This window comes from Oceanobacter antarcticus (genome assembly GCF_044962685.1).
In the GTDB taxonomy this organism is placed as follows: Bacteria; Pseudomonadota; Gammaproteobacteria; order Pseudomonadales; family Oceanobacteraceae; genus Oceanobacter; species Oceanobacter antarcticus.
The window spans coordinates 109,239-128,516 of record NZ_JBBKTX010000003.1; the positions used below are offsets into that span (position 1 = coordinate 109,239).

General features: G+C 55.1%; 25 protein-coding genes. All 25 read right to left on the minus strand.

Features of this window, described 5'->3' with window-relative positions:
• Positions 1 to 9: 9 nt before the first annotated feature.
• A complete protein-coding gene (locus tag WG929_RS03350) occupies positions 10 to 1,059 on the minus strand; it encodes a baseplate J/gp47 family protein (protein WP_416204890.1) in 1,050 nt (349 codons plus the stop codon).
• Positions 1,059 to 1,487: a phage GP46 family protein gene (locus tag WG929_RS03355; RefSeq protein WP_416204891.1), complete on the minus strand. Its 429-nt coding sequence runs from the start codon at positions 1,485 to 1,487 to the stop codon at positions 1,059 to 1,061. The genes WG929_RS03350 and WG929_RS03355 overlap by 1 nt, the downstream gene beginning before the upstream one ends.
• Complete coding sequence (locus WG929_RS03360) at positions 1,484 to 2,152, minus strand: phage baseplate assembly protein domain-containing protein (RefSeq protein WP_416204892.1); 669 nt, start codon at positions 2,150 to 2,152, stop codon at positions 1,484 to 1,486. The genes WG929_RS03355 and WG929_RS03360 overlap by 4 nt, the downstream gene beginning before the upstream one ends.
• Positions 2,149 to 3,210, minus strand: a complete 1,062-nt coding sequence (locus tag WG929_RS03365; protein ID WP_416204893.1) for a phage baseplate assembly protein — start codon at positions 3,208 to 3,210, stop codon at positions 2,149 to 2,151. The genes WG929_RS03360 and WG929_RS03365 overlap by 4 nt, the downstream gene beginning before the upstream one ends.
• Positions 3,207 to 4,424: a DNA circularization protein gene (locus WG929_RS03370; protein ID WP_416204894.1), complete on the minus strand. Its 1,218-nt coding sequence runs from the start codon at positions 4,422 to 4,424 to the stop codon at positions 3,207 to 3,209. Before WG929_RS03370 ends, WG929_RS03365 begins: the two co-directional genes overlap by 4 nt.
• Positions 4,421 to 6,346 (minus strand): phage tail tape measure protein, encoded by a 1,926-nt coding sequence (locus WG929_RS03375; RefSeq protein WP_416204895.1) that lies wholly within the window; start codon positions 6,344 to 6,346, stop codon positions 4,421 to 4,423. The genes WG929_RS03370 and WG929_RS03375 overlap by 4 nt, the downstream gene beginning before the upstream one ends.
• A gap of 84 nt (positions 6,347 to 6,430) precedes the next feature.
• Complete coding sequence (locus WG929_RS03380; RefSeq protein WP_416204896.1) at positions 6,431 to 6,769, minus strand: hypothetical protein; 339 nt, start codon at positions 6,767 to 6,769, stop codon at positions 6,431 to 6,433.
• 9 nt (positions 6,770 to 6,778) lie between these two features.
• Positions 6,779 to 7,132 (minus strand): phage tail tube protein, encoded by a 354-nt coding sequence (locus WG929_RS03385; protein WP_416204897.1) that lies wholly within the window; start codon positions 7,130 to 7,132, stop codon positions 6,779 to 6,781.
• Between the two features lie 12 nt (positions 7,133 to 7,144).
• Entirely contained in the window at positions 7,145 to 8,605 is a 1,461-nt protein-coding gene (locus WG929_RS03390) for a phage tail sheath subtilisin-like domain-containing protein (protein ID WP_416204898.1), read from the minus strand.
• Positions 8,602 to 8,775, minus strand: a complete 174-nt coding sequence (locus tag WG929_RS03395) for a DUF2635 domain-containing protein (RefSeq protein ID WP_416204899.1) — start codon at positions 8,773 to 8,775, stop codon at positions 8,602 to 8,604. The genes WG929_RS03390 and WG929_RS03395 overlap by 4 nt, the downstream gene beginning before the upstream one ends.
• Positions 8,772 to 9,317, minus strand: coding sequence for a phage protein Gp37 (locus WG929_RS03400; RefSeq protein WP_416204900.1), 546 nt, complete (start codon positions 9,315 to 9,317; stop codon positions 8,772 to 8,774). The genes WG929_RS03395 and WG929_RS03400 overlap by 4 nt, the downstream gene beginning before the upstream one ends.
• Complete coding sequence (locus WG929_RS03405; RefSeq protein WP_416204901.1) at positions 9,314 to 9,790, minus strand: phage virion morphogenesis protein; 477 nt, start codon at positions 9,788 to 9,790, stop codon at positions 9,314 to 9,316. Before WG929_RS03405 ends, WG929_RS03400 begins: the two co-directional genes overlap by 4 nt.
• Entirely contained in the window at positions 9,787 to 10,203 is a 417-nt protein-coding gene (locus tag WG929_RS03410) for a gp436 family protein (RefSeq protein ID WP_416204902.1), read from the minus strand. The genes WG929_RS03405 and WG929_RS03410 overlap by 4 nt, the downstream gene beginning before the upstream one ends.
• Positions 10,204 to 10,209: 6 nt before the next feature.
• The gene (locus tag WG929_RS03415; protein ID WP_416204903.1) at positions 10,210 to 10,449 is read right to left on the minus strand and encodes an HI1506-related protein; all 240 of its coding nucleotides are present in this window, start codon (positions 10,447 to 10,449) and stop codon (positions 10,210 to 10,212) included.
• Between the two features lie 109 nt (positions 10,450 to 10,558).
• The gene (locus tag WG929_RS03420) at positions 10,559 to 11,455 is read right to left on the minus strand and encodes a Mu-like prophage major head subunit gpT family protein (protein WP_416204904.1); all 897 of its coding nucleotides are present in this window, start codon (positions 11,453 to 11,455) and stop codon (positions 10,559 to 10,561) included.
• Positions 11,456 to 11,502: 47 nt separating this feature from the next.
• Positions 11,503 to 11,904, minus strand: coding sequence for a hypothetical protein (locus WG929_RS03425; protein ID WP_416204905.1), 402 nt, complete (start codon positions 11,902 to 11,904; stop codon positions 11,503 to 11,505).
• Positions 11,905 to 11,945: 41 nt separating this feature from the next.
• A complete protein-coding gene (locus WG929_RS03430) occupies positions 11,946 to 12,980 on the minus strand; it encodes a phage protease (protein WP_416204906.1) in 1,035 nt (344 codons plus the stop codon).
• A gap of 276 nt (positions 12,981 to 13,256) precedes the next feature.
• A complete protein-coding gene (locus tag WG929_RS03435) occupies positions 13,257 to 13,496 on the minus strand; it encodes a helix-turn-helix domain-containing protein (protein ID WP_416204907.1) in 240 nt (79 codons plus the stop codon).
• Positions 13,471 to 13,713, minus strand: a complete 243-nt coding sequence (locus WG929_RS03440) for a DUF1456 family protein (protein ID WP_416204908.1) — start codon at positions 13,711 to 13,713, stop codon at positions 13,471 to 13,473. The genes WG929_RS03435 and WG929_RS03440 overlap by 26 nt, the downstream gene beginning before the upstream one ends.
• Positions 13,714 to 13,715: 2 nt before the next feature.
• Complete coding sequence (locus WG929_RS03445) at positions 13,716 to 14,018, minus strand: hypothetical protein (protein ID WP_416204909.1); 303 nt, start codon at positions 14,016 to 14,018, stop codon at positions 13,716 to 13,718.
• Entirely contained in the window at positions 14,015 to 14,701 is a 687-nt protein-coding gene (locus WG929_RS03450) for a hypothetical protein (protein WP_416204910.1), read from the minus strand. The genes WG929_RS03445 and WG929_RS03450 overlap by 4 nt, the downstream gene beginning before the upstream one ends.
• A gap of 464 nt (positions 14,702 to 15,165) precedes the next feature.
• On the minus strand, positions 15,166 to 15,486 hold the full coding sequence (locus tag WG929_RS03455; protein ID WP_416204911.1) for a hypothetical protein: 321 nt from the start codon (positions 15,484 to 15,486) through the stop codon (positions 15,166 to 15,168).
• A gap of 49 nt (positions 15,487 to 15,535) precedes the next feature.
• Complete coding sequence (locus WG929_RS03460) at positions 15,536 to 15,799, minus strand: hypothetical protein (RefSeq protein WP_416204912.1); 264 nt, start codon at positions 15,797 to 15,799, stop codon at positions 15,536 to 15,538.
• Positions 15,800 to 16,055: 256 nt separating this feature from the next.
• Entirely contained in the window at positions 16,056 to 17,594 is a 1,539-nt protein-coding gene (locus WG929_RS03465; protein WP_416204913.1) for a phage minor head protein, read from the minus strand.
• Entirely contained in the window at positions 17,594 to 19,240 is a 1,647-nt protein-coding gene (locus tag WG929_RS03470) for a DUF935 domain-containing protein (protein WP_416204914.1), read from the minus strand. The genes WG929_RS03465 and WG929_RS03470 overlap by 1 nt, the downstream gene beginning before the upstream one ends.
• Positions 19,241 to 19,278 lie beyond the last annotated feature (38 nt).

A 19,278-nucleotide genomic window follows, 5' to 3' on the forward strand; every position in this document is an offset into this window, starting at 1 on the left:
AAAACTCGTTTACACCGGCCATGAAACCGTACCCAGCACGATCAGTTCGTTGCTGGCACAGGTCACATCAGCGGTCAAATTAATGGAGTGGTCGGTCTCGCCGCTGGCGATGCTGATGGCTTCGCGAATACGGCTGACCTTGATGGTGCCGCCGGGTTCGGCATCGCGACGGATCATGTCGTCCAGCTCGCCTTTTACCGCTGCGCGAACAGCGGCGGTGTTGGGTGTCAGGCTGGTGATTGTGATGTCCAACGGAGCGGCGACGATTGAACTTACGTTAAATCCGCGCATGCCCGCCGGTCGCACGCTGTCGATGTAATCGGCCACGGCATCCAGATGACTTTGAGTCGGGATAGGGCTGGCGAGATCGTCGGTGGTGAATCGCACAACGACGGTGCCGGGGCCATTTTCGTTGGAGTAACACCAGGCGCGAGTAACATCGCTGTGAGCCGCTTTTGTCCATGCAATGTAGTCGGTGGCATTGCCGCCCTGGGGTGGATTTTTACGACGCTCTGACAACCGTTCACGCAGGCGGGTGATGGTCTCGATGTCGGAGCCGCCCGCCAGTTCAACCACGGTGGCGACGGTATCCAGACCGGCGATCGTCTCTGTCATGCTCAGTTCTGTGCCAGCGTCCTGATTGCCGTCTGCGCCGGTTGCAACGGCGCGGATCTGTGCTGTCAGAGTGCCGCCCGACACGGTAGCGTCAACGGTAACTCGATAGACCAGATCATCCTTGGTCAGTAGCGATTCAGCAGACAGCACCGTGCCGTTATTGCCGGGAATGGTGACGGTGCCGGATGCGCGGCTTGCGGCCACTTGATAGATGCCGACTTCGGCGGCGCGTTTGACCAGATTGCCATCGGTGCAGGTGTCATCAAACAGCTGTTGTTCCAGATAATCGATTTTGCGATACAGACCGTGCGCTGTACCCGCCATGGCCTGGCTGATCGGATAGTAAATATCGCCACGAGTGGATGCCGTTTTACCCGTCCAGCGCTCAATATCAGCCGTGATCCGACTGCGGATAGTGACCAGGACTTCTTTGATGTACGCCATCAGCTTTGCCCCTGTTCGAGTGTCATGTTCAGTGTTTCACCATCCAGCAGGGTGATGTCGATTTGGTACGCCTGGCGATCCGGCGGTTGACGCTCAACGGTCACCGCCAGCGCGCTGATATGGCCATCTTCAACCAGCCAATCCAGCGCATCTTGTGCTTCGTCACGCACCTGGTTGGCGATATCGGTTGTGAGTTTTGATCGGCGGTGCAGCCAGAGCTTGCTGCCCATGCTGTCGTCGCCATCAAGATCGATGTCACCCCAGTAGCCCCGGCGCTCGGTGATCTCTGGCTCTTCGTCTTCGGTAGCGCGTGCGTCGGTAAACAGGCTCATGATGACGGCTGAGCGCAGCCAGGTTTCCAGTGTGTCCTCAGCTTCTATCAGCTCGGCTTGTTGGGTGTCAGCGTTCCAGCTCAGTGCCAAAATCATTGGGCACCTCCCGTGGTCATGGCATTGCCGTCGTCTGTGTAGCTGTGGGTGTGGCTGGCAAACTCAACACCGCCCACACTGGCAGATGCGGCGGTCATGGCTCCCGCGAATGCAGCCGATGGCGCAGATACAGAACCGCCAGCGGTCACGGTAGCGGATACGCTCAGGGTGGTTTGCAACGTAGCCGCAGCGGCCACGCTCAAGGTGTTCTGTAAGGTGGTTGCACCGGTCACTTGCAGCGTGCCGGTAATCTCGGTGGCCGGGGCATCGATCACGGCCTTGGTGGCGGTTTTGAGTGTGGCCGTACCGTCCTTGCCCATCTTCAGGAAGTCACCGCCCTGGTTGTAAATAGCGGCTTCGCCTTCTTCAATTACCAGTCGATAACGACGATCGCCAACCAGCAAACCAACGCTGTGCGAGCCGTTGCCACCGAACGCCAGCACGATGGCTTCAGCGCCTTGTGGTGGGTGACTGGTGAAGCCGAACGGCTCCAGATGCTCGACATCAGACAGCGCCTGACCACCCGGCACCTGCACTTGCAGCAACCGGATCTTGCCGTTGTACTTGGTCAGCAGTACCTGGCTGCGTTGCAGCAGCACACGCAGCCGACGAGACAGGGGTGCAGTAAAGGCTTGTAGGGCGCGAATCAAATCAGCACGTTTCACAGCACATACCCCACCGTTGTCGCTGGTTCGGCCAGCAGGTCAAACGCCTCCGGCGGCATGACGGTGATTTCTGTTGTGCGGCCACTGCGGATATCCATCATCAACCGAGTCTCTGAGATCAGCCGTTGCGCATTGGCGAGTTGGTTGCGGCTATCGTTGATCTGCACCAATTGGTTTGGCAGCCACAGATCACCACCGTCGGTCTGACGCCAGCCTTGAACGGTGTAGATCACCTGACGACTGCGGCCGTAGCCGATACGGCGGCGGTGTTTGGCTTGAGCCTCACACGCGGCAACATCGGCAGGGGAATCAGAAAACAGCACCATGGGCCGATGTCGAACCGCATCGCCGGTCTCTGTTGCACCGGATTGAGAAGTCGCACTGGTGTCGCTGGAAATGAACGCGGGCTGCTGCCCGGTCACGCTGATCGTACTGAACAGCGAACGATGCGAGCGCGTGCCCTTCGCTGCCAGAATGTTTTGCCCCAACTCTAACGTAACGGCTGCTTGTGTCGTGCCTGCGCGAGTGATTTGCAGGTCTCCGGTCGCAGTGGATATCAGCATGACGCCCCGCACGCGGGCCAACTCTTCAAGGAATTCCCACACAGGCTGACCGGCATCCAGCGCAAGATCCGCACTGGCAAATGCCTTGTTGGCCGGTGCGGTGGCGGTACTGTCAACCACGACGGCAATGCCGAAATTCGCGCACAACGTGCTGGCAATACCGGCCAAGGTTTGACCGGGTTTGACCTGCTGTCCAACCGTTGAGCAGTCTACCAGATCACCCAATTTGCTGCGGCCGCGAACGGTTACAGCGCTGGTGCGTTTGTCGTAACTCACGTCTACGTCGTCGATATAGCCAGACGTGACCTGATCGCTATCCACGTAAACGTCCACAGCCATACCGTCTTCAATGGCGAAGATGCCACGATCAGCGTCCAGATCGGGGGCGGCTTCGACTTCAAACTGATGCGGTCCTTGCTCTATGCCACGACTGACCGCAACGCGCTTCCAGCCGGTGTATTCTTTGCTATCAATAACCAGTATCAGCTCATTCACAGCAGCACCTCCAGATCAGTTCCAGCAGGCACAAACAGTGGGTTTTCAATCCCGTTTCGCTCTGTCAGTTCATCGGCCCGCGTGGCGTCTCCGTACTGCTGATGTGCCACGACCAGGGCAGGCAGTGACACATCAATCACCAGCGTTTGAGCATCCAGCAAACCGGGTTCGATGGCAGTGATATGACGTTGCAGCGCAGTGGCCAATGCCGCAGTAGTGTCGTACTGGTCCGCCGTCAGGGTTTCGGACTCCAGCTGCTCATCCAGCTGCTCAAGCAGGGCATCGCGGATCTCGCGAGCCTGCTGCAGGGAGTCGAATTCCGAGGCGGCTGAATCGGCAATGCGAACCGCGAGGGCAATGGTGGCCACGGCTGAAAAGCTGCGGCTGATGGCCTGCTGGTTGTCAGCCATGCGAACGCGAGTATCGGTTGCTGTACCGTTGGCAGCAGTGCGTGAAACCGGGCGTGTAATACCGAATGCGGTCAGCAAATTGTTGTACGCATCAAAGGCGCTTGAAATGCTATTAAAGCCGCCGATAACGGACGTGACCACAGCACCGACGTTGCTGATCAGAGTCAGTGGCTGCAATACCAGGTCGGTCACCTCAGACGTCAGGCTGTCGATATCGTTTGCAATATCTTCAATTTGATTGAGTTCAGCGGCAATGGAACCGTTGATGGCATTGAGCGAATCAAATGCGGATTCCAGAAACGAGGTGCTGGACTCCACCACAAACGCAGGCTGCCCAGCACAATCAAACGTGTCTGAAAATGCGGTTTCCGTTTGTGCCTGGGCCGCTGTGGCAGCCGCTGCCAGCGCTGACGCGGTAGATACCGTGGCCGGTGCCTGGCGTTTGCCTGCCAGCACATAGCTGATGCTGAACTGGCAGTAGCCGCCCTGACGGCTGCTAATAGTCCAGTCATAGCTCTGCACCTGGATCATCTGAGTGCCGGTGTACGGATGCACCAGCTTGCCGGGGCCGGGCTTATCCAAGGCTTCAATTAATTGGTCGCGGGCAACGTCGTAGTCTGCACCCACCAGGAAAACAGTCAGGCGTTCAGAGCCTGCGGATTTACCCAGATCTTCGGAGTAGTGTTGTTCCTGCGCCGGGAATTCATGCACGACCACATTGCGGCCACCCTGGCCACTGGCGGATTGAGTGTGAAATTCGACACCACGGAATGAACCGGGTTGTAATCTGTCGCGCCAGCTCACGGGGTCACCATCATCATGCCGGACACGTCAACATCCAGACCGGTGGCGCGCATGGTTTTAACCCAGGTGCGATCCTCGCTGATTTCAATTTTCAGATGCGCATTTTGCTCTTCCTGTCGCTGTTGATAGCGGCTGCGAGATTTTGGCGTGCGGTCATCGCCGTTCTCGCTGCGCAGCGCCGCCAGCGCAGTGTCATTCCCCAGCACAGCCAGTACGTTAGCGACAGCCCGGCCAATTGAATCGCCAACCTCGGTGCCATCAATCAAATAATCATTAATCAGCGTGCCAACGCCGTAACCGACTGCACCCGCCAGAGCCGCACCACCAGCCCAGGTTGCTGCGGTCGCCAATGCGCCAGCTCCGGCAGCAGCTGGAGCAGGCAAGCCGAAATCGCCAACAGGTGCTGGCAAACGCGGCACGTTTTTTCCTGGTAAACGTCCAGCACCTTGAGAACCTGCAGGAATCCATTCACCAGCGATACCGCCAGTGCCTGGCAGATCATTTTTGCCTCGGCGGTTGATATTGATATCAGGGCCACTGCCAAAACCGGACGGCATATTAACGACGTAAACCGGCTGCACACCCGTCGCCGCTTCCAGCGCCATACCGGTGGCGACACCAACACCCAATCCGCCAACCTTTCCCAGCACACCGCGCAGGGCTTTCGGGCCGTAGCGGTAGGCAGCGCCACCGGCTGCTAGCACACCACCGATGCTCATTAATAGTTCATTACCGCTCAGACCCAGCCCGCCTTTATCTTTGCTATCCAACAGCTTTTTGGTGAGATCAACAAAACCATCGTTCAGCGGCTGAATAAAACCATCAACGGATTCGCGCAGTGTGGCTTTTAAACGAGATGATTGATCAATGGCGTTATTCAATGCCTTGTCGAGACCACGAGCTATGGTGCCATTGGCTGCCAATATTTCACGAGTGGTTGCCCGAGCCTCGTCAATTTTCCCGGATTGCAATAACGCCTGAATACCACGCTGGGTATCCAGATCCATTTCACCAAATGCAAAACCAATAAGTGCATCACGTTGCTGGTCGGTTTTCTGTTTACGATATATCTGACCAATATCCTCAATAACGGAAAATGGGTCACGTCGATCGCCATTGTCGTTATAAAAAGATACTCCCAATCCTTGCTGGACGTTTTTCAGATATTTCTGATTGGTAAATATGCGCAGGGTGGAATCCGCCAGAGTAGCCAACCGCTCCGGCTGTTTTTCGATCAGAGAGAGCTGTTCAATAAATCCCAGCGACTGCTCAAATCCCAAGCCTGCGTTTTTGGCATTGCCACCCACTCGACTGAAAATACCGGCCAAATCTTCCAGCTCGGCATTACCGGCACGACCCGCCACGGTCATTTTGTCGAGCAAATCGGTAGCCACTTCCACTCGGGCGAGATCGTAGCCAAATATTTCAGAGCTGACTGACAGTGCACTGGCCAGAATTTCTGGTCGCGCGCCGGTAACAGCTGAAGTCGGTGCAATGGCGCTAGTCGCACCACGGGCTTCGTTAAACTCAAGGCCAGCAGCCAGCAGTGAGCTCGATCCAGCCTGGCTTTCTTCGACCACAACACCGTACTGCTTCTGCAACGCAAACAGTTCTTTACGCAGTCCTGCGGTTTTCTGGCTGGTGACGCCAGCGGTCAGCCCGATTTGTGCCAGATCCTTATCCAGCCCAGCACTTTGCTTTGCTGCTTGCACAGCTGCAAATCCACCTGCCAAACCAAGGAGTTCGCCTTTCAAACGGCCAAATCCTTGCCCGGTCAGCGACTGGAAATCGCGGCGCAGGCCACGGATCTGACGACCACTACTATCTGCAAACCGATCAACCTGACGCGCAGACGAGCGCAGGCCCGCAGTAAACTGCGAGTTGCGCAAGCTGAGTACCAGGCTAGTCGTCAGATCAGTCACGAGTCAGTAACTCCACATAATAGGCAAATTCGTCGGGCGGGAGAGCGCGGATTTCTGTCCGGCTCCAATGGAACTTGAGGGCAATCAGCGCGACAGCGTCGCGGTGTTTTCGCTGTCGCTCGGTTCGTTTGGGTCATCAGTCACCGAATTGAGTGTTGCCTGTGCCGCCCGCAAGATTTGCCAGTCTCGCGGACTGAGCGCGCGAATTTGCGCCAGACTGAACGGCCCAGGGCATTCACCCACCCGCACCAGCTGACGAGCCATTAACGCGCCGTTAAACGTCAGTTGATGCTCGACGCCTTCAGCCTCAATCTCGGCATCGAACAGCTCGCCCGTGGTCATAATTGGCCGCATTTCAAACTCAAATTGCGGTTGCTGCTTGAACAGCAGCCCGTCTTTTAATGTGCCTGTCTGGTTTGCCATTATCGCTCCTTAAATTGATTCTGCTGGAGAGCCTTGCAGCTCGACTGAGATTTCACCGTTTTGCAGCTCGCTGGGCTGCACGGTAAAGGCACCGGTCATGATCCATGCCTGGCCGTTGTCGTCTTGCACGTTGACGTTGATGCCCGCCAGATCTCGCACGCCCTCCAGATACCCTGGCAGGTTTGGCAGCTTGAACGAGACCTTGCTGGGCAGGGTTTCTTCGTCGTAATGCACCGCACCCGTGTCGGTTGTGACAGGATTGCGCTTGGTGCCGCCGGGCTGAAATGACCCGCTATTATTGATGCTGTCTACGCGCCCCAAACCAGGCAAATCGATAATGACTTTCTTTGCTACTTTGGCCATCAGCCCAGCTCCTTACTTAACGATAAATTGGGTTTTACCGGCGAACACGCGGGCCTGATTGACCAGGTTCGGGGTATCGCGCCAGTTGATACGATTCGGATCTTCGCTATCGCGCTCGACAATCAGCTGCTCTGCGTAGGTGTCGTAATCCTCCACCCAGCCAGCGATTTCCATCTCTTTATAAAGAGCCAGTAACTCGCCTTTAATAATCTTCGGCATCACGATCGCCTGGCCTGCGCCGTAGCTCGTGCCGTCGTCGGCCAGTTTGTGGCGTGGGTACTTCTGCGCCACCATGGCACGCTGTTCGTAACGGAAGCGTTCCAGAGTCTCTGGCGTGCAGATGTCCAGGTAACTGGCATCGGCCAGCCCGGCACTGTTGAACTGGTAGGTAGTGATCTGACGCTCGATCTGCACTGTTCCATCCCGCGCCACGGTAAATGTGCTGATGCCGTCGTACAGCAGCAAGTTACGTTCTTGTCGAGTCAGCAGCTCTTCACGGCGTGGGGCTTTAACACCCGGCAATTCCAGCGTTTGCAGCGGGCGAGCCGGATCGTTGCTGAGTGACTTGGCAGCCACGGCCATATTGATCGCAGCGGCTATATAAGTAGGCGTCGGGCTGGTGCCAGTGCCCAGCACGGACAGATGCGGATTGTTGCGACTGCTGCCCCAGGTACCCATCGTTGCGAGCGTGCCCGCCAGCGCACCAAATGCCCGGCAGCCAATCTGACGCATAGGCCCAAAGCGGCTATCCAGTTCGGTTTCCAGCGCTTGAATATTCGCTGTGTCGTTATACGGATTACACAACCAGTTAAACCATTCATCACCCATCGCATCGAGCGCCGGTCCGATGTCCGGGTTGCCGCTGCCGCCAGACAGACTGGTGTAGGTAATGGCCAGGCCGTCCGGCTCACGCTCCTCATAATATGAAGAACGAACGTCCAGACCATTCATGTACTCACCCTTGTGTCGGGCTGTGAGCGTCACTGTGCTGGTACTGCCGCTGGCCGTGACGGGCAGATCGGCATTACTGTTGATCGCAGCAGAAATGCTGGATGCAATCGTGTCGGTGTCGTCACCGTCGGCAATACCCACCGCCACTCGCACACCACCTATATAGATGTATAACGTGCCCGCTTCTGTCGCAGCGGTTGTCACAGCAATGGAGCCAGTTGCGGCTACGCCAGCACCCAGATCGTCCAGAGCAATGGCCCAGAGTTCGGTTTCTGTGTTGGCGTCCAGAGAAGCGGCGATCATATTGGCGATCATTGAGCCGCGTCCAAACAAGGTTTTTGCCCGGCTTGGGTCAGTTACGCGGATCGGAACGCCAGCAGACTGAATACCGGTACCCAGACGCTGACCAATCACCACCATTTTGTGCAGCACATTGGCAGAGCCTGCCAGTTCGTTATTGAACTCAATATGCGCACCGGGCGTGCGCAGGCTGGATGGGATATCGTCAAATGAGATGCTCATTTACTGGCTCCTATTTTGGATTTGGATTTAACCAGCACCAGATCACCGTCTTTAATGCGACGGCGGTAGTACGAGTTATCTTGTACGTTCTGGCCCCCCGTAGCGATAACGGCACCGGTTTCGGTGCGCACCTGTTTACCAGGTGCGGGTTTTACGTTGAGTCGGCTCATGAGGTTGCTCCTGGCAGGGTTTGTTCAGTGGTAATTGCTGCGCCATCGGTCGTAGTAGAGTCACCAGCGGCGCTTAAAAAGTCGTTCAGACTGTTCCAGTCCAGCCCGCTATCGAGCTGGAATTCCTGTGTCCAGGTCACCGCCCACATGGATACGCCCTGAGCACTGGTACTGGTGCTGAACAGGTTTTGACTGGTCACGCGCTCTGGCTCGGAGCGGGTTTCGTCCAGCCCCCATGCCTGCGCCGCTAAAATCACGTTAACGGCTTGCACCAGGTTCAGCGCCTGGCTGTTACGATCAGATCGGGGCGCGTCTTTGGTGACGATAAAGGCACCCCAGCGCAGCGGCGCGAACGTGCTGCCTTCGTTGATGGGCTGACCAACCCCAAGACAGGCGATATACACAGCCGGGCAACGACCCGCGACCCGCTTCAGTTCGTTGGCGTCGAAGCGGCCTTCGTGGGCTTCGCAGGTTTTCAGCGTGGTCAGCGTGCTGTTAAAAGTGGCCACCATCGCGGCTTGAATATCGGCCAGTGTTGTCATCGAGACAGTTCCTGTATCTGGTCACGTAAAAAGTCTTCTATCAGCTCGTCGATATCTTGCTCATTATCGACACTCAGGCCCAGATGCTGGCGAGCGGGTATGGCTGCCGGGCCGGGAGCCATATCCGGCGTGCCACCCAGCTGGAGAATAGCGTCGTAAATCAGGTTGCTGCCAATCGCCACGTCGTCGCCGTCAACGATGTACTGGATGGAATCATCCAGATGACCTTCACCCATCAGCAGACTGTTGCCGCCATGGCGGGTGCTGCGGTAGCTATCTGACCAGGCATCCCAGGGCGTGCCGTCTGGCGCGGTTTTCTCGTCTCGAATGCGGCGATGGGTTTGGCTTTCCACCAGCGCACCCACACCTTCCAGCAGGTCTCTTTGATCCTGTTCATTGAGGTTCGCCAGCGCCTCAAGGCGGGCACCCAGCCGGTTCAGTTCGGCGGTTGAGAACTCCAGATCCAGGCTCACAACAAACGGCCTCGTTTAAATTTGCGTGCAGGGCCAGCGATAAACACCGCGCCGTTACTGCTGACCGGGGGTTGTTCAAGGCCCAGTGAAGCCGCCCCGGTGGCCAGTCGTTTGAGCAAACTGACGGCATCGTCATAACGCTGGCGGCGTTCGTCAGTCGCCATATCGGCATCGGCGGCCAATCGGTACACCGCGATGTCCACACACAAACGGGTCAAAACAGCAGGCACCTGCGGCAGCGGCAGCTGATACTTGGCGGCTAAATAGGTATCGATTTCTGCACTGGCGTCCTGCAGTGCCTGGTCAACGACGTCCGTGTCCGGGGTGTCGTCCTGATTCCGATCCGTCAACAGCAGCAACTGCTCTTGCGAGTAGCGAGCGCTGATGTCGGACTGTGTGGCATAGATGGCCATGGCGACTTACTCACCGGCACCGGACTGGATCGCGGCTTTGGCGTCGTCATCCAGTTCGGTGACTTCATCTACACGCAACATCGGTTCGGCTTTCAGAGCCTTGATCTGGTCTTCGTCCAGGTCGTCCAGCGGCACCAGCGTTGGCGATTGAGTAAAGCTCATGCCAGCGCGGCGGAACGAGGTCACCTGTTTGGTGGTGCTGATCATCAGCGCCTGAACATCGGTTTTTGGTTTGGCTGTGGTCATGGTGTTCTCCAATTTTTTGAGTGCGCCCGGCGGCCTACTGCATCAATGGCACGCCGGGGTTAGCTTGGTGATGAGGCGCTGTGGGAGCCGCCCCTTTTCAGCGGTGTTATTAGTTGCCTTTTGCGGCCAGCTGCCAAAAACCGTAGCCCGCTGTGCCGCGTGCTTCACAACCGAACAGGAACTCACCCAGGCTGAATACGTGGTCGCTGGTGATATCCGTCAGAGACATCATCATCGGCTTTTCACGCTGCTGGAAAATGAACGGCTTAACCGGCTTGGTGGTGTCCAACAGATACCAGGCGGTATCAGAGCTGATACGCGCATCAACCACAATTTCCGCCGTGCCCTTGTAGGGGTTGGGCTTGCCGTCTTCCAGGCGGTCATTGGTCATGAGTGAGCGTGCATCGTCTTCCAGACCGGGGCCAACCAGCAACACATTAGGAGTAATGTTCAGTGGTCGCCCTTCTTCGTCCTTGTACAGCTTCATGGCTGTTCGGACAGCGCCATAACTCGCCTTTGCAGCCGCCAGCGTGCTGATATCCAGCGGCAGGGTGAACTTGTTAGAGACCGATGCCGTACCCACTTCGTGATCAGTGTCAAAAAAATACTGGCCGTCGTGGCAAACCTGGCTGGTGCCCTGATTCACGGCGTCGATAACCAGTTCGTCCGGCCATTGCTTGGCAGAATAGCCAGCGCCCTCGGCTTGCGGGCCGATAAATCCGATGTTGTCGTCAGCAATCTGGTGCTTGTGCACACCAATGGTGGCCTCGTACGGGTCGTTAACCAGGGTGTACTTGTAGGCTGACAGTGACTTGATGTGCTTGGCCCCAATCCACCGCCTCATCTTCGGGAAATTGCTCAACCAAGCGTAATCGTTTTGGCTTGTTGTCGACGGCATCAGCATGGCAATTTTTGGCCATACCGTTGGCGTTGCATCAAACGCTTTGTTAAAGGTGGTTTTGACGTTAGTAAAAATGGTGCCGAGAGTCTGTTTGTTTACAAGCATGTGAATGCTCCTTTAAATCGGGTTAAACGCGGGTTGATGCAGGCCGATTACTCGACCCACACGCCGTCGGATTCAATCGCGACGACAGTGCCCGCCGCCGATCGGGTGGTGGTGCCATTGGTTTTGGCCACAGTTTCGTCATCAACGATGTAACATGCCTGCCCCAAGCTGGCCTGGGTGACGGCATCTGTGCCGGAGTTCTTCCATTTAAACGCCTTGCCACGGCGCACCAGCACCGACAGATCACCGGCACTGCCTGCTGAGTTGTCGATCCATTCCTCAAATCGACCGAGATATGTCAGCGTGGTCGCCGTTGCACCGGGGGTGGCGTAGCCGGTTGCGTTGGCAGCCGCGAGGCCACCAGCAAAACACTCCACTCCGGCGGCCACCGGCACAGAGATAATTTCGGCGTCTTGCATTGGGGTGTTACGATCTTTGGTCAGTGCCATGTCGGGTTCCTCAGTGGCGAATGGGGTTCAGCAGTGCAGGATCAGTTGCTGTACTTCTTCAGGTCTTCAGCGGAGTTGCCGAACAGCTCGGCAATCAGCGTTTCTTCGGCGTTCATCGCGGTGCTGGTATTTGAATGCTGCTTGCCATCCAGCCCGGATGCCCCCGCAATCACCGGCGCGGTTTCAACGAACTTGCGGAACTCTTCCAAGCCGCCCTCGCTGTTACAGGCACGGACATAGAAATCTTTGCTGGCCGGAGTAATCTTGCCTTCATCAACAGCGGCGTTAACTTCAGCCTGAATGGCCTGGTCTTTTTCAGCCTGGGCGTTGTCGACCAGCTTTTGCTCAGCATTACTGGCACGAGCCAGCAACTGATCGTAGTCGGCACGGGGGACGTACTGGCTCAACGATGGCTGCTGCTGATTGCGAGCAGTGGCCAGATCGGTGTTCAGTTGTTTGGCGTGGTTCAGCGCGGCGGCGGCATTGGTGTCGGCTGGCAATTGCCAGGCAGCAGCCAGCGCAGTGAGGAATTCAGCGAAATCCATAGCGGTCTCCAGGGGGTTGTGTTCGGTGGTGTGGTGAGCGTGTTGGGAGTTGAGCGCGGTAAGCATCAGGTTCGGGCGGTTGGTGAGGCCAGCAGAAACAAACCGGATCACCTGATTGGTATCGACGGTGTGGTCAAAAACGGGGGACAGGTATTTGTACTCGCCAGAGGCAACCGCAGAACGGCCCGCCTCATTCCAGTCAAGATGGCCCCAGATCTCGCCATTGCGCGCTTCAAGCTGATCGAACCATGCCGCTGCCGGGGCTTGCTCGCCCTGGGGCGCTTTGAGCTGTGTGCTGTGCTCCCAGTCGAGCGGCATCTTGCGGCCATCCAGACTGACGGCCAGCACTTGATCGGGTTGGTCGTTCACCCACGCACGCTGATCAAATCCCTGAAACTGGCCAGCCGGAATCAGTTTGACCCATTCAGGGACGGAGCCATCCGCAGGCAGCTCGAAACACAAAGCGGTTTTCAGCTCGGTTTCGGTGGCCTGGCACAGGGCGGTTTTGACTGGGGAAGTTTGAGTATTCATGGGGCCATGATGGCCCCGGAATCAGAAGGGGTGGTTTAACGTGGGTTGGAGGGTGTCGTGTGTTTTCGCGAGTTTCTGTCAGTGTGAGTTCAAATTATACCGAAAATATACGCTGAGGCTGTCGTTAAACGGTGTTTAAACGGTACTTGACGCAAAACACGTGAAAGCACACCGCAAAATAACATAAACCCCTGAGATCGGCTCCTGTTAGGGCATGTCAAATTCAAACGCAGCCCAGCTAGTCGTGCCCGATCCGGCTTTTTTCGGTGGACAGATTCAAGAATCTGCACTGTATTTTTTCTTGTCTGCCGGTTCGGCAGTTGGAATCGGCAGGTTATTACGTCTCAAAAGGCACTCAATTGCCAAACTTGTTTGCCGTTGCAGCGGTTTTTGTCTTCTCTCAATCTGTCCAACAATTACTCGACTTAGTCCGATGCTTCCAGCCAGTTCTGACTGAGTCAGTCCCAGTATTTCGCGGGCCAACTTGATGTCAATCATCGTATCGCCAGCTGTCATTCGCGTACACCTCATTGATAAATATATCCAGTGCGTGCCGTGGCATTGGTCTATAATCACGACCAGTATTTCCTGTTTTTGTTTTCCAGCTTTTTATTTTCGACTTTGTGACTTCCACCCCCTGGGCTGCGAACATAGCTACCAATTTTTCATTGTCGTTCAGCTCAAGAAGATTACACAGATGATGAAATACATCATTTGTCGGCATAAAATCCATTGTTACTCCCGGTCTAAATTAATAGTCATGGTGATGTTTATGCATCTATCCAGTTCGTACAAATTCACGTCTCGCATATCGAATGGCCAGCCAATGATTCCAGTCTTCTGTTTGAACTCTGTCATGTCTGGAATATCTACAAGTTGCTCATAGCTCATTGGGTTTTTTAGCATCATCTTTGCCCCAGCAATTTTTTGCTGTATTTCTGATCTGTGCTCCATTATGTACGTTGGAAATTCATAGTCGCTGTGGGTGTCTGGAAGCAGAAATTCTGCTCCCGAGATCCTGATTTTTGTGGCGTTCACTCGTCGTCCTCTATTTTTTTAATGTCGTACATCTCGGCATTGGTGATTTTCACGCGATCACGATCCGGCCGATTGAAGTTTGCCCAGTACAATATGTTCAGGCCACTGCTTTTGAATCCTGCAGACGCCAGCTTGTCGATTTGATCTTTTACTATGGCCTGGGCGTCCTTGAACACTTCGCGGGCATTGCTACCCACGCTGCCGTGATGTTTTATCAGGGTTTCTCTGGCCAGTTCAATTTTTCCCATATCACAGACGTTGGCCAGTAATTTGCGGGCTTCTTCCCCTCTTTGTTTTACCTCCTTAATCTCAGCCTGCAGAACTTTTTTGGCTTCGGCCAATTCGGTTTTTGCTGCACCCAGTGCTTCGATAGTGTTTTCGTAGCTGGATTTTGTTTGCTGCAACTTTGCCCTTGCTATACGAAATTTTGCAATCTCTGCTTCAATTTCGGCCAATTCTTTGGCGTTCAGCTCTGCTTCTTCGGCGTCTTCAATTTCCTTAGCTGCTGGCTCGGCCAGTTCGGCCCATTGCTCCAAGCGCTTACCAGAACGAGAGCCAACCTCCCATCGGCGGGCACTGGCATTCCATTTTGCTGATTTGAATATTGCTTTGAATGAATCTTTCAGTTCAAAAGGGAAGTAGCAGGCAAATCCGTTGCTGATTTTTTCGATTTTGATAGTCATGGTGTTGCTCCTTGGCAGAGTAAAACGTTGTTTTATGATCGGGTATTTCCTGATCAACTGGGTTAATTATAGATAACATAGTTATCATGTAAAGATATTTTTTTATCAGTGGATGCTGATTTCCATGTTGTTAAACATGATCTTGGAGTCGTCTTCAAATTTGTAAATTGTGGTTTCTGCTTCCCAGTCCTGATCAGGTTCTTGGACTGTTAGTGCTTCGCATTCCTCGTAATGCTGAGGCTGCGTTTTTGAATTTGGCGATGATAGTTTCGGCGATGTTCATTGTTATGCTCCTAAGCAGAGTAAAACGAGGTTTTTTTTAACCAGGTTAATCCCGATCAACTGAAGCTTATAATAAGATAACTAAATTATCTTTTCAATAGGATTATTAAAAAAATCCTCTTTTTCATCTTTGCGTTAAAACGGATCAGCCAGTTAGCCTGACTCGGCTTTTTTCAGCGGCGTCAGATTAGGTTGTACCTGGCCAACGTGGCCAGGCATTTACCGTAGGTTGCACCAGTCAGTTTTTCGCGCAGGCTCTCGCAGTCGGTTTCGTCGGCTACGTCCTGGGCGATGGCCTGGATCGCCACGACGTCCATCACGGTGCCATGCACCATGGCTGCCAAGGCCTGCTGCTCGTCTGCTGTCAGGCGGATCGCATCCAGCTCGATCAGTGCGCGGTAGCGGTCGAATAGCTCGTTCAGAGTTGCGGTGACGCCGCAACCGGATTTTTCCAAATGATCACGCAAGGCTGGGGACGGTGTAAAACTGGGGTTTCGTGCCATAAATGCTCCGTACAAAGTGAAAGCCCGGCACTAGCCGGGCTTTGATAGATTAGCTACCAAATTCGTTGTAGTCTGCGTACATTTCGCCATTCTCAGCGAGGAATTTGCGATACCAGTTACGGCAGATTTTTTCGAATTCGGCTTGGTCATCACCAAAGTAGGTGATTGTTGAACCCATGAATCTACCGCCATGACAGATCTGGCTACCCAAGGTGCCTTCTCGGCTATTAATATCCACAAATATGTAGCCATTACCTGGACGAGAAAAAGTCAGGATTTGTTGGATTTTTCGGCTTTTGATAGAAAATTTCATTTTGATATCCCTTCGGCTCACCCGCTTTCGCGCTTCGCCTCACTGGTGTTGGGTTTCGGCCCTTTGCCTCAACCTCTGAAAATAATAGTATGACAACTGTCATACATAATCAAGCGTTCTACCGAAATTATTTTTGATTTTTTTAAGGCACAAAAATGGCGCTCACTCCACCTCCAGCTTCCCGCCATCTTCAATCCACTGATCAATCTCTTGCTGATGTTCTTCAGGGCCAGACGCATGGCTGATACCTGGCACGTCATTCAGATCCGCTGCCAAACTGTCGTCGATACCGATCGCGGACAATTGCTGCAATTCGGCGGGCGTAATGTCGTGGTGCTGGGTTGTTGAGCGATTCTGCCCAGCACTCTGCGATAAACTCCTTGATGTTTTTGTTGGCATAACGGGATACCTCGTTTTCTATACCCGCCTGGCGGGCTTGTGTGAAGAGTCTTTGGACTTCTGGATCTTTATCCAGTTTCAGCAAGTCGTCGATCTGGTGCGCCAGCTCATGGTCAACCACGCTGCGTATGCTGCTGCAGCCGATCGGGTGATGCTGTGATGCCACATCGTTAGCCAACGCCAGCTTGAAGCGCTCAGGGTCTTTGCCCCACGCCTTGTTTATGGCAATGCCGCCTACATCGGGCTGCGTCCATGAATGCGCGTAGGTGTCACCGGGCACCTTTTTCTTTTTGATTTCTCGTTTTGCCCAGCGAATGGCCAGCCCTTCATCGATGCCTTTTTCTGTCGCCATCTGCACCACACGTTCTACCCGTATATCATACAGACGCTGGAATTGAGCCTGACCAGTGCCAATAAACTTCTGATTATCGCGCAGAGCCGGAAACTCTTGCAGATGATCAAATAAGGATTCGTTCCATGCGTTGGCGACTTCGGGCTTGATACCGGCATAGTCAGCATAGTCCGCCAGGTTATTATCCGTCGCCCACTTGGTAGCAGACTTTGTGGTTTTCTGAGGCTGAAATTCCGGTTTGGGCATTGGCGCAGCCAGTGCTTTATCCATCACCGTTTTACTGCGCTGCTCATTCTCCGCCAGCCCCTTGCCCTGGTGCATACCGGGGTTGTAGTCCCAGCCGGGGTCGATGCCCCGTGGAACTTGCAGCACTTCGCCTGTGCGTCCATTTGTCCAGGATTTGGTATTAATAGCGGGGGCTGTTGTCAGGTAGTCACCAGAGGCTTTCAGACGCTCGTATTCGCGCTGGCCCACTTGACGGATGCGGCACTTGCAGCCCCAGCCATTCGGTGGGTAATGCGTTTGCCACCACGGGTCGTCAGCTGGTAGCAGAATGCCCGCCCAGGATACGTGCTCGGCGCGGTGTTTTTCCGACGGCCCCAGCTCATAGACCAGATATGGCATGACGCGCTTGCTGCGCTGAATACGCTGCCACTGTCCTGCCGATCGGGCAGTGCGCAGGTTGGTGTTGTAGATGGTGCGCAGACGGCGCGGGCTACCTAGCTGGGCGTTGATAACTTCGCCCGTGGTTGGATCAACGACATCCTGTTTTCCCCACCATCCTTTTTCTTGCAGCTTGGGTGTCAGTTCTTTTTGGAATTGCTCGAAGGTTTTGCCTTCTGCTAATGCCTGATCCAGTGCTGCGCGGATATCAGTCAGCACATCCATCTTCATGGCTTTGGCGACAGTAAACGCGTGGCTGTGCTGTTCTTTCCAGACATCGCGGTAGTCAAAACCTGGCTGATAGCCTTTGGCGCGGAACCACGCGAGCGCTTCTTTGGGTGGTGAACCGGGGAACCGGTACTCGCCTTGTACCCCGGCCATCAGGCACCTTGCCCGGCGTCACCGGCCCCATTTGCCAGGAACATCTGCAGCGCCAGTTTGCTGACCAGACTGGAGTCGTCCATTTCCTCAAGCAGGTCTTGCAGGCCTGCGGCAAAGTCTTCTGCTGTGTCGACCGACTCCAGCAGGTCGCGGATTGGTTGCAATACCGGGTCGATTTGCTGTTGCCAGTTGGCCAGACCGTCTTGCTCCAGTTCGTCCAATGCCTGTTCCGCCGGATCTGGCAGCTGCCGGTTAATCGCTGTCGCTGTACTACTGCAGTGAGCACAGTGGCAGCCCTGTTGCTGTTGCTGCTGATTCAGTGCCGGGGTTGCTGGTTGTGGCTGAGTCTGCGGCATGCCCAGCAGTTCAGCGCCTGGTTCAGGATCAGGCAACCCGAGTTTATCGCGGATCACACTGGCCTCAACTTTCAGGCCCAGCGGCACCAGTTCTTTTAACGCAGCAGTGAGCGCTGCGGTGTCTTCCGGTTCGATGACCTGGAACTCAACCCGTGGGTATTGCTCTTGCGGCCCGAAGTTCAAATCGACAAACGAGCGGATCAGGTACTTATTAATGGTGTTGCTAAGCTGGCGGGCATCGGCTTTAAGGATGTCGGTACGCACGTCGTCCTGAGCATCGTCATTACCCAGTTTTCCGGGGGTGCCTTCGGTGGTGGCGGTTTGCCCCAGTACGGCCTTGGATACCTGTTTGTCCAGCCATTCGGCCAAATTCTTGAACAGATCGGCACCGCCGGTGCTGTTGCCGGGGGATTCAAAGTCGATCCGCATGGTGTCGGGAATGGCAGCGGCGGCATCGGTGCCGATGTTGGCGATGGCGTTTACCAGGGTATTGATGTCGGCTTGCGTGGCATTCGGGTTATAGCGGCCAACGCGCAGCGGCATCCCAAACACTTCAGCAAAGGCGAGCCAATCGGTCAGCGCGTAGCTTTTGCACATATAAGAGACCGCGACAAGACGGGCGAGACCGCTACGGATCGGCAGGCCGGTTTTCAAACGCGGCTTGTGAACGATGAACTTATGGGGAGGCAATGGCAGACCGTCGAGCATGTCGGATTCGTCTTTGATACGCAGCTGCTTGCCGGTGATGCGATCGAACTGGAAGAAACGCGGGTCGCGGTGTTCGTAACCATCGACTTCGTGCCACTCGCCATCCACTCGCTCGTTGCGGGTTCGTGGCTCCCAGGGTGTGCGCTTTGTATCCCAGTTCATTTCCACTACAGAGAAACCCTTGCCCAGGGCATCCAGAAGATCATCCGCCATGTCGTGAAATTCCGGGCGACGTATCAGCACACGCACGGCTTCGGCTATGTCCTGGTCTTTCTTGTCGTCGGTGGCGGCTTCGACCATCGTTGGCAGACCAGAAACAGCCCGCTTGCGGGTACCCAGCACGCTGGCGTAGTGCGGATCACGTTCCTCCATTTCTTCGGCCAGCGTTAAATAGGCATCGGCGTCGCCTTCGGCGGCATCGCGCAGGATCTGCGCCAGTCGTTCCGGACTGAGCCATTCCGCCTGGGTGCCGAAGTTCCAGATGTTGCGAATGCCGGTCATGCTGGGGGCAGCGACCTGACGGCTTAGCTCGGCTTTTTTGAACGGCTGGCCGGTGTGGTCAAGGATGAGGGAATCAGCCATGTGCGGCCTCTTTAAATAGTGTTAAAGATGAGGTTAAA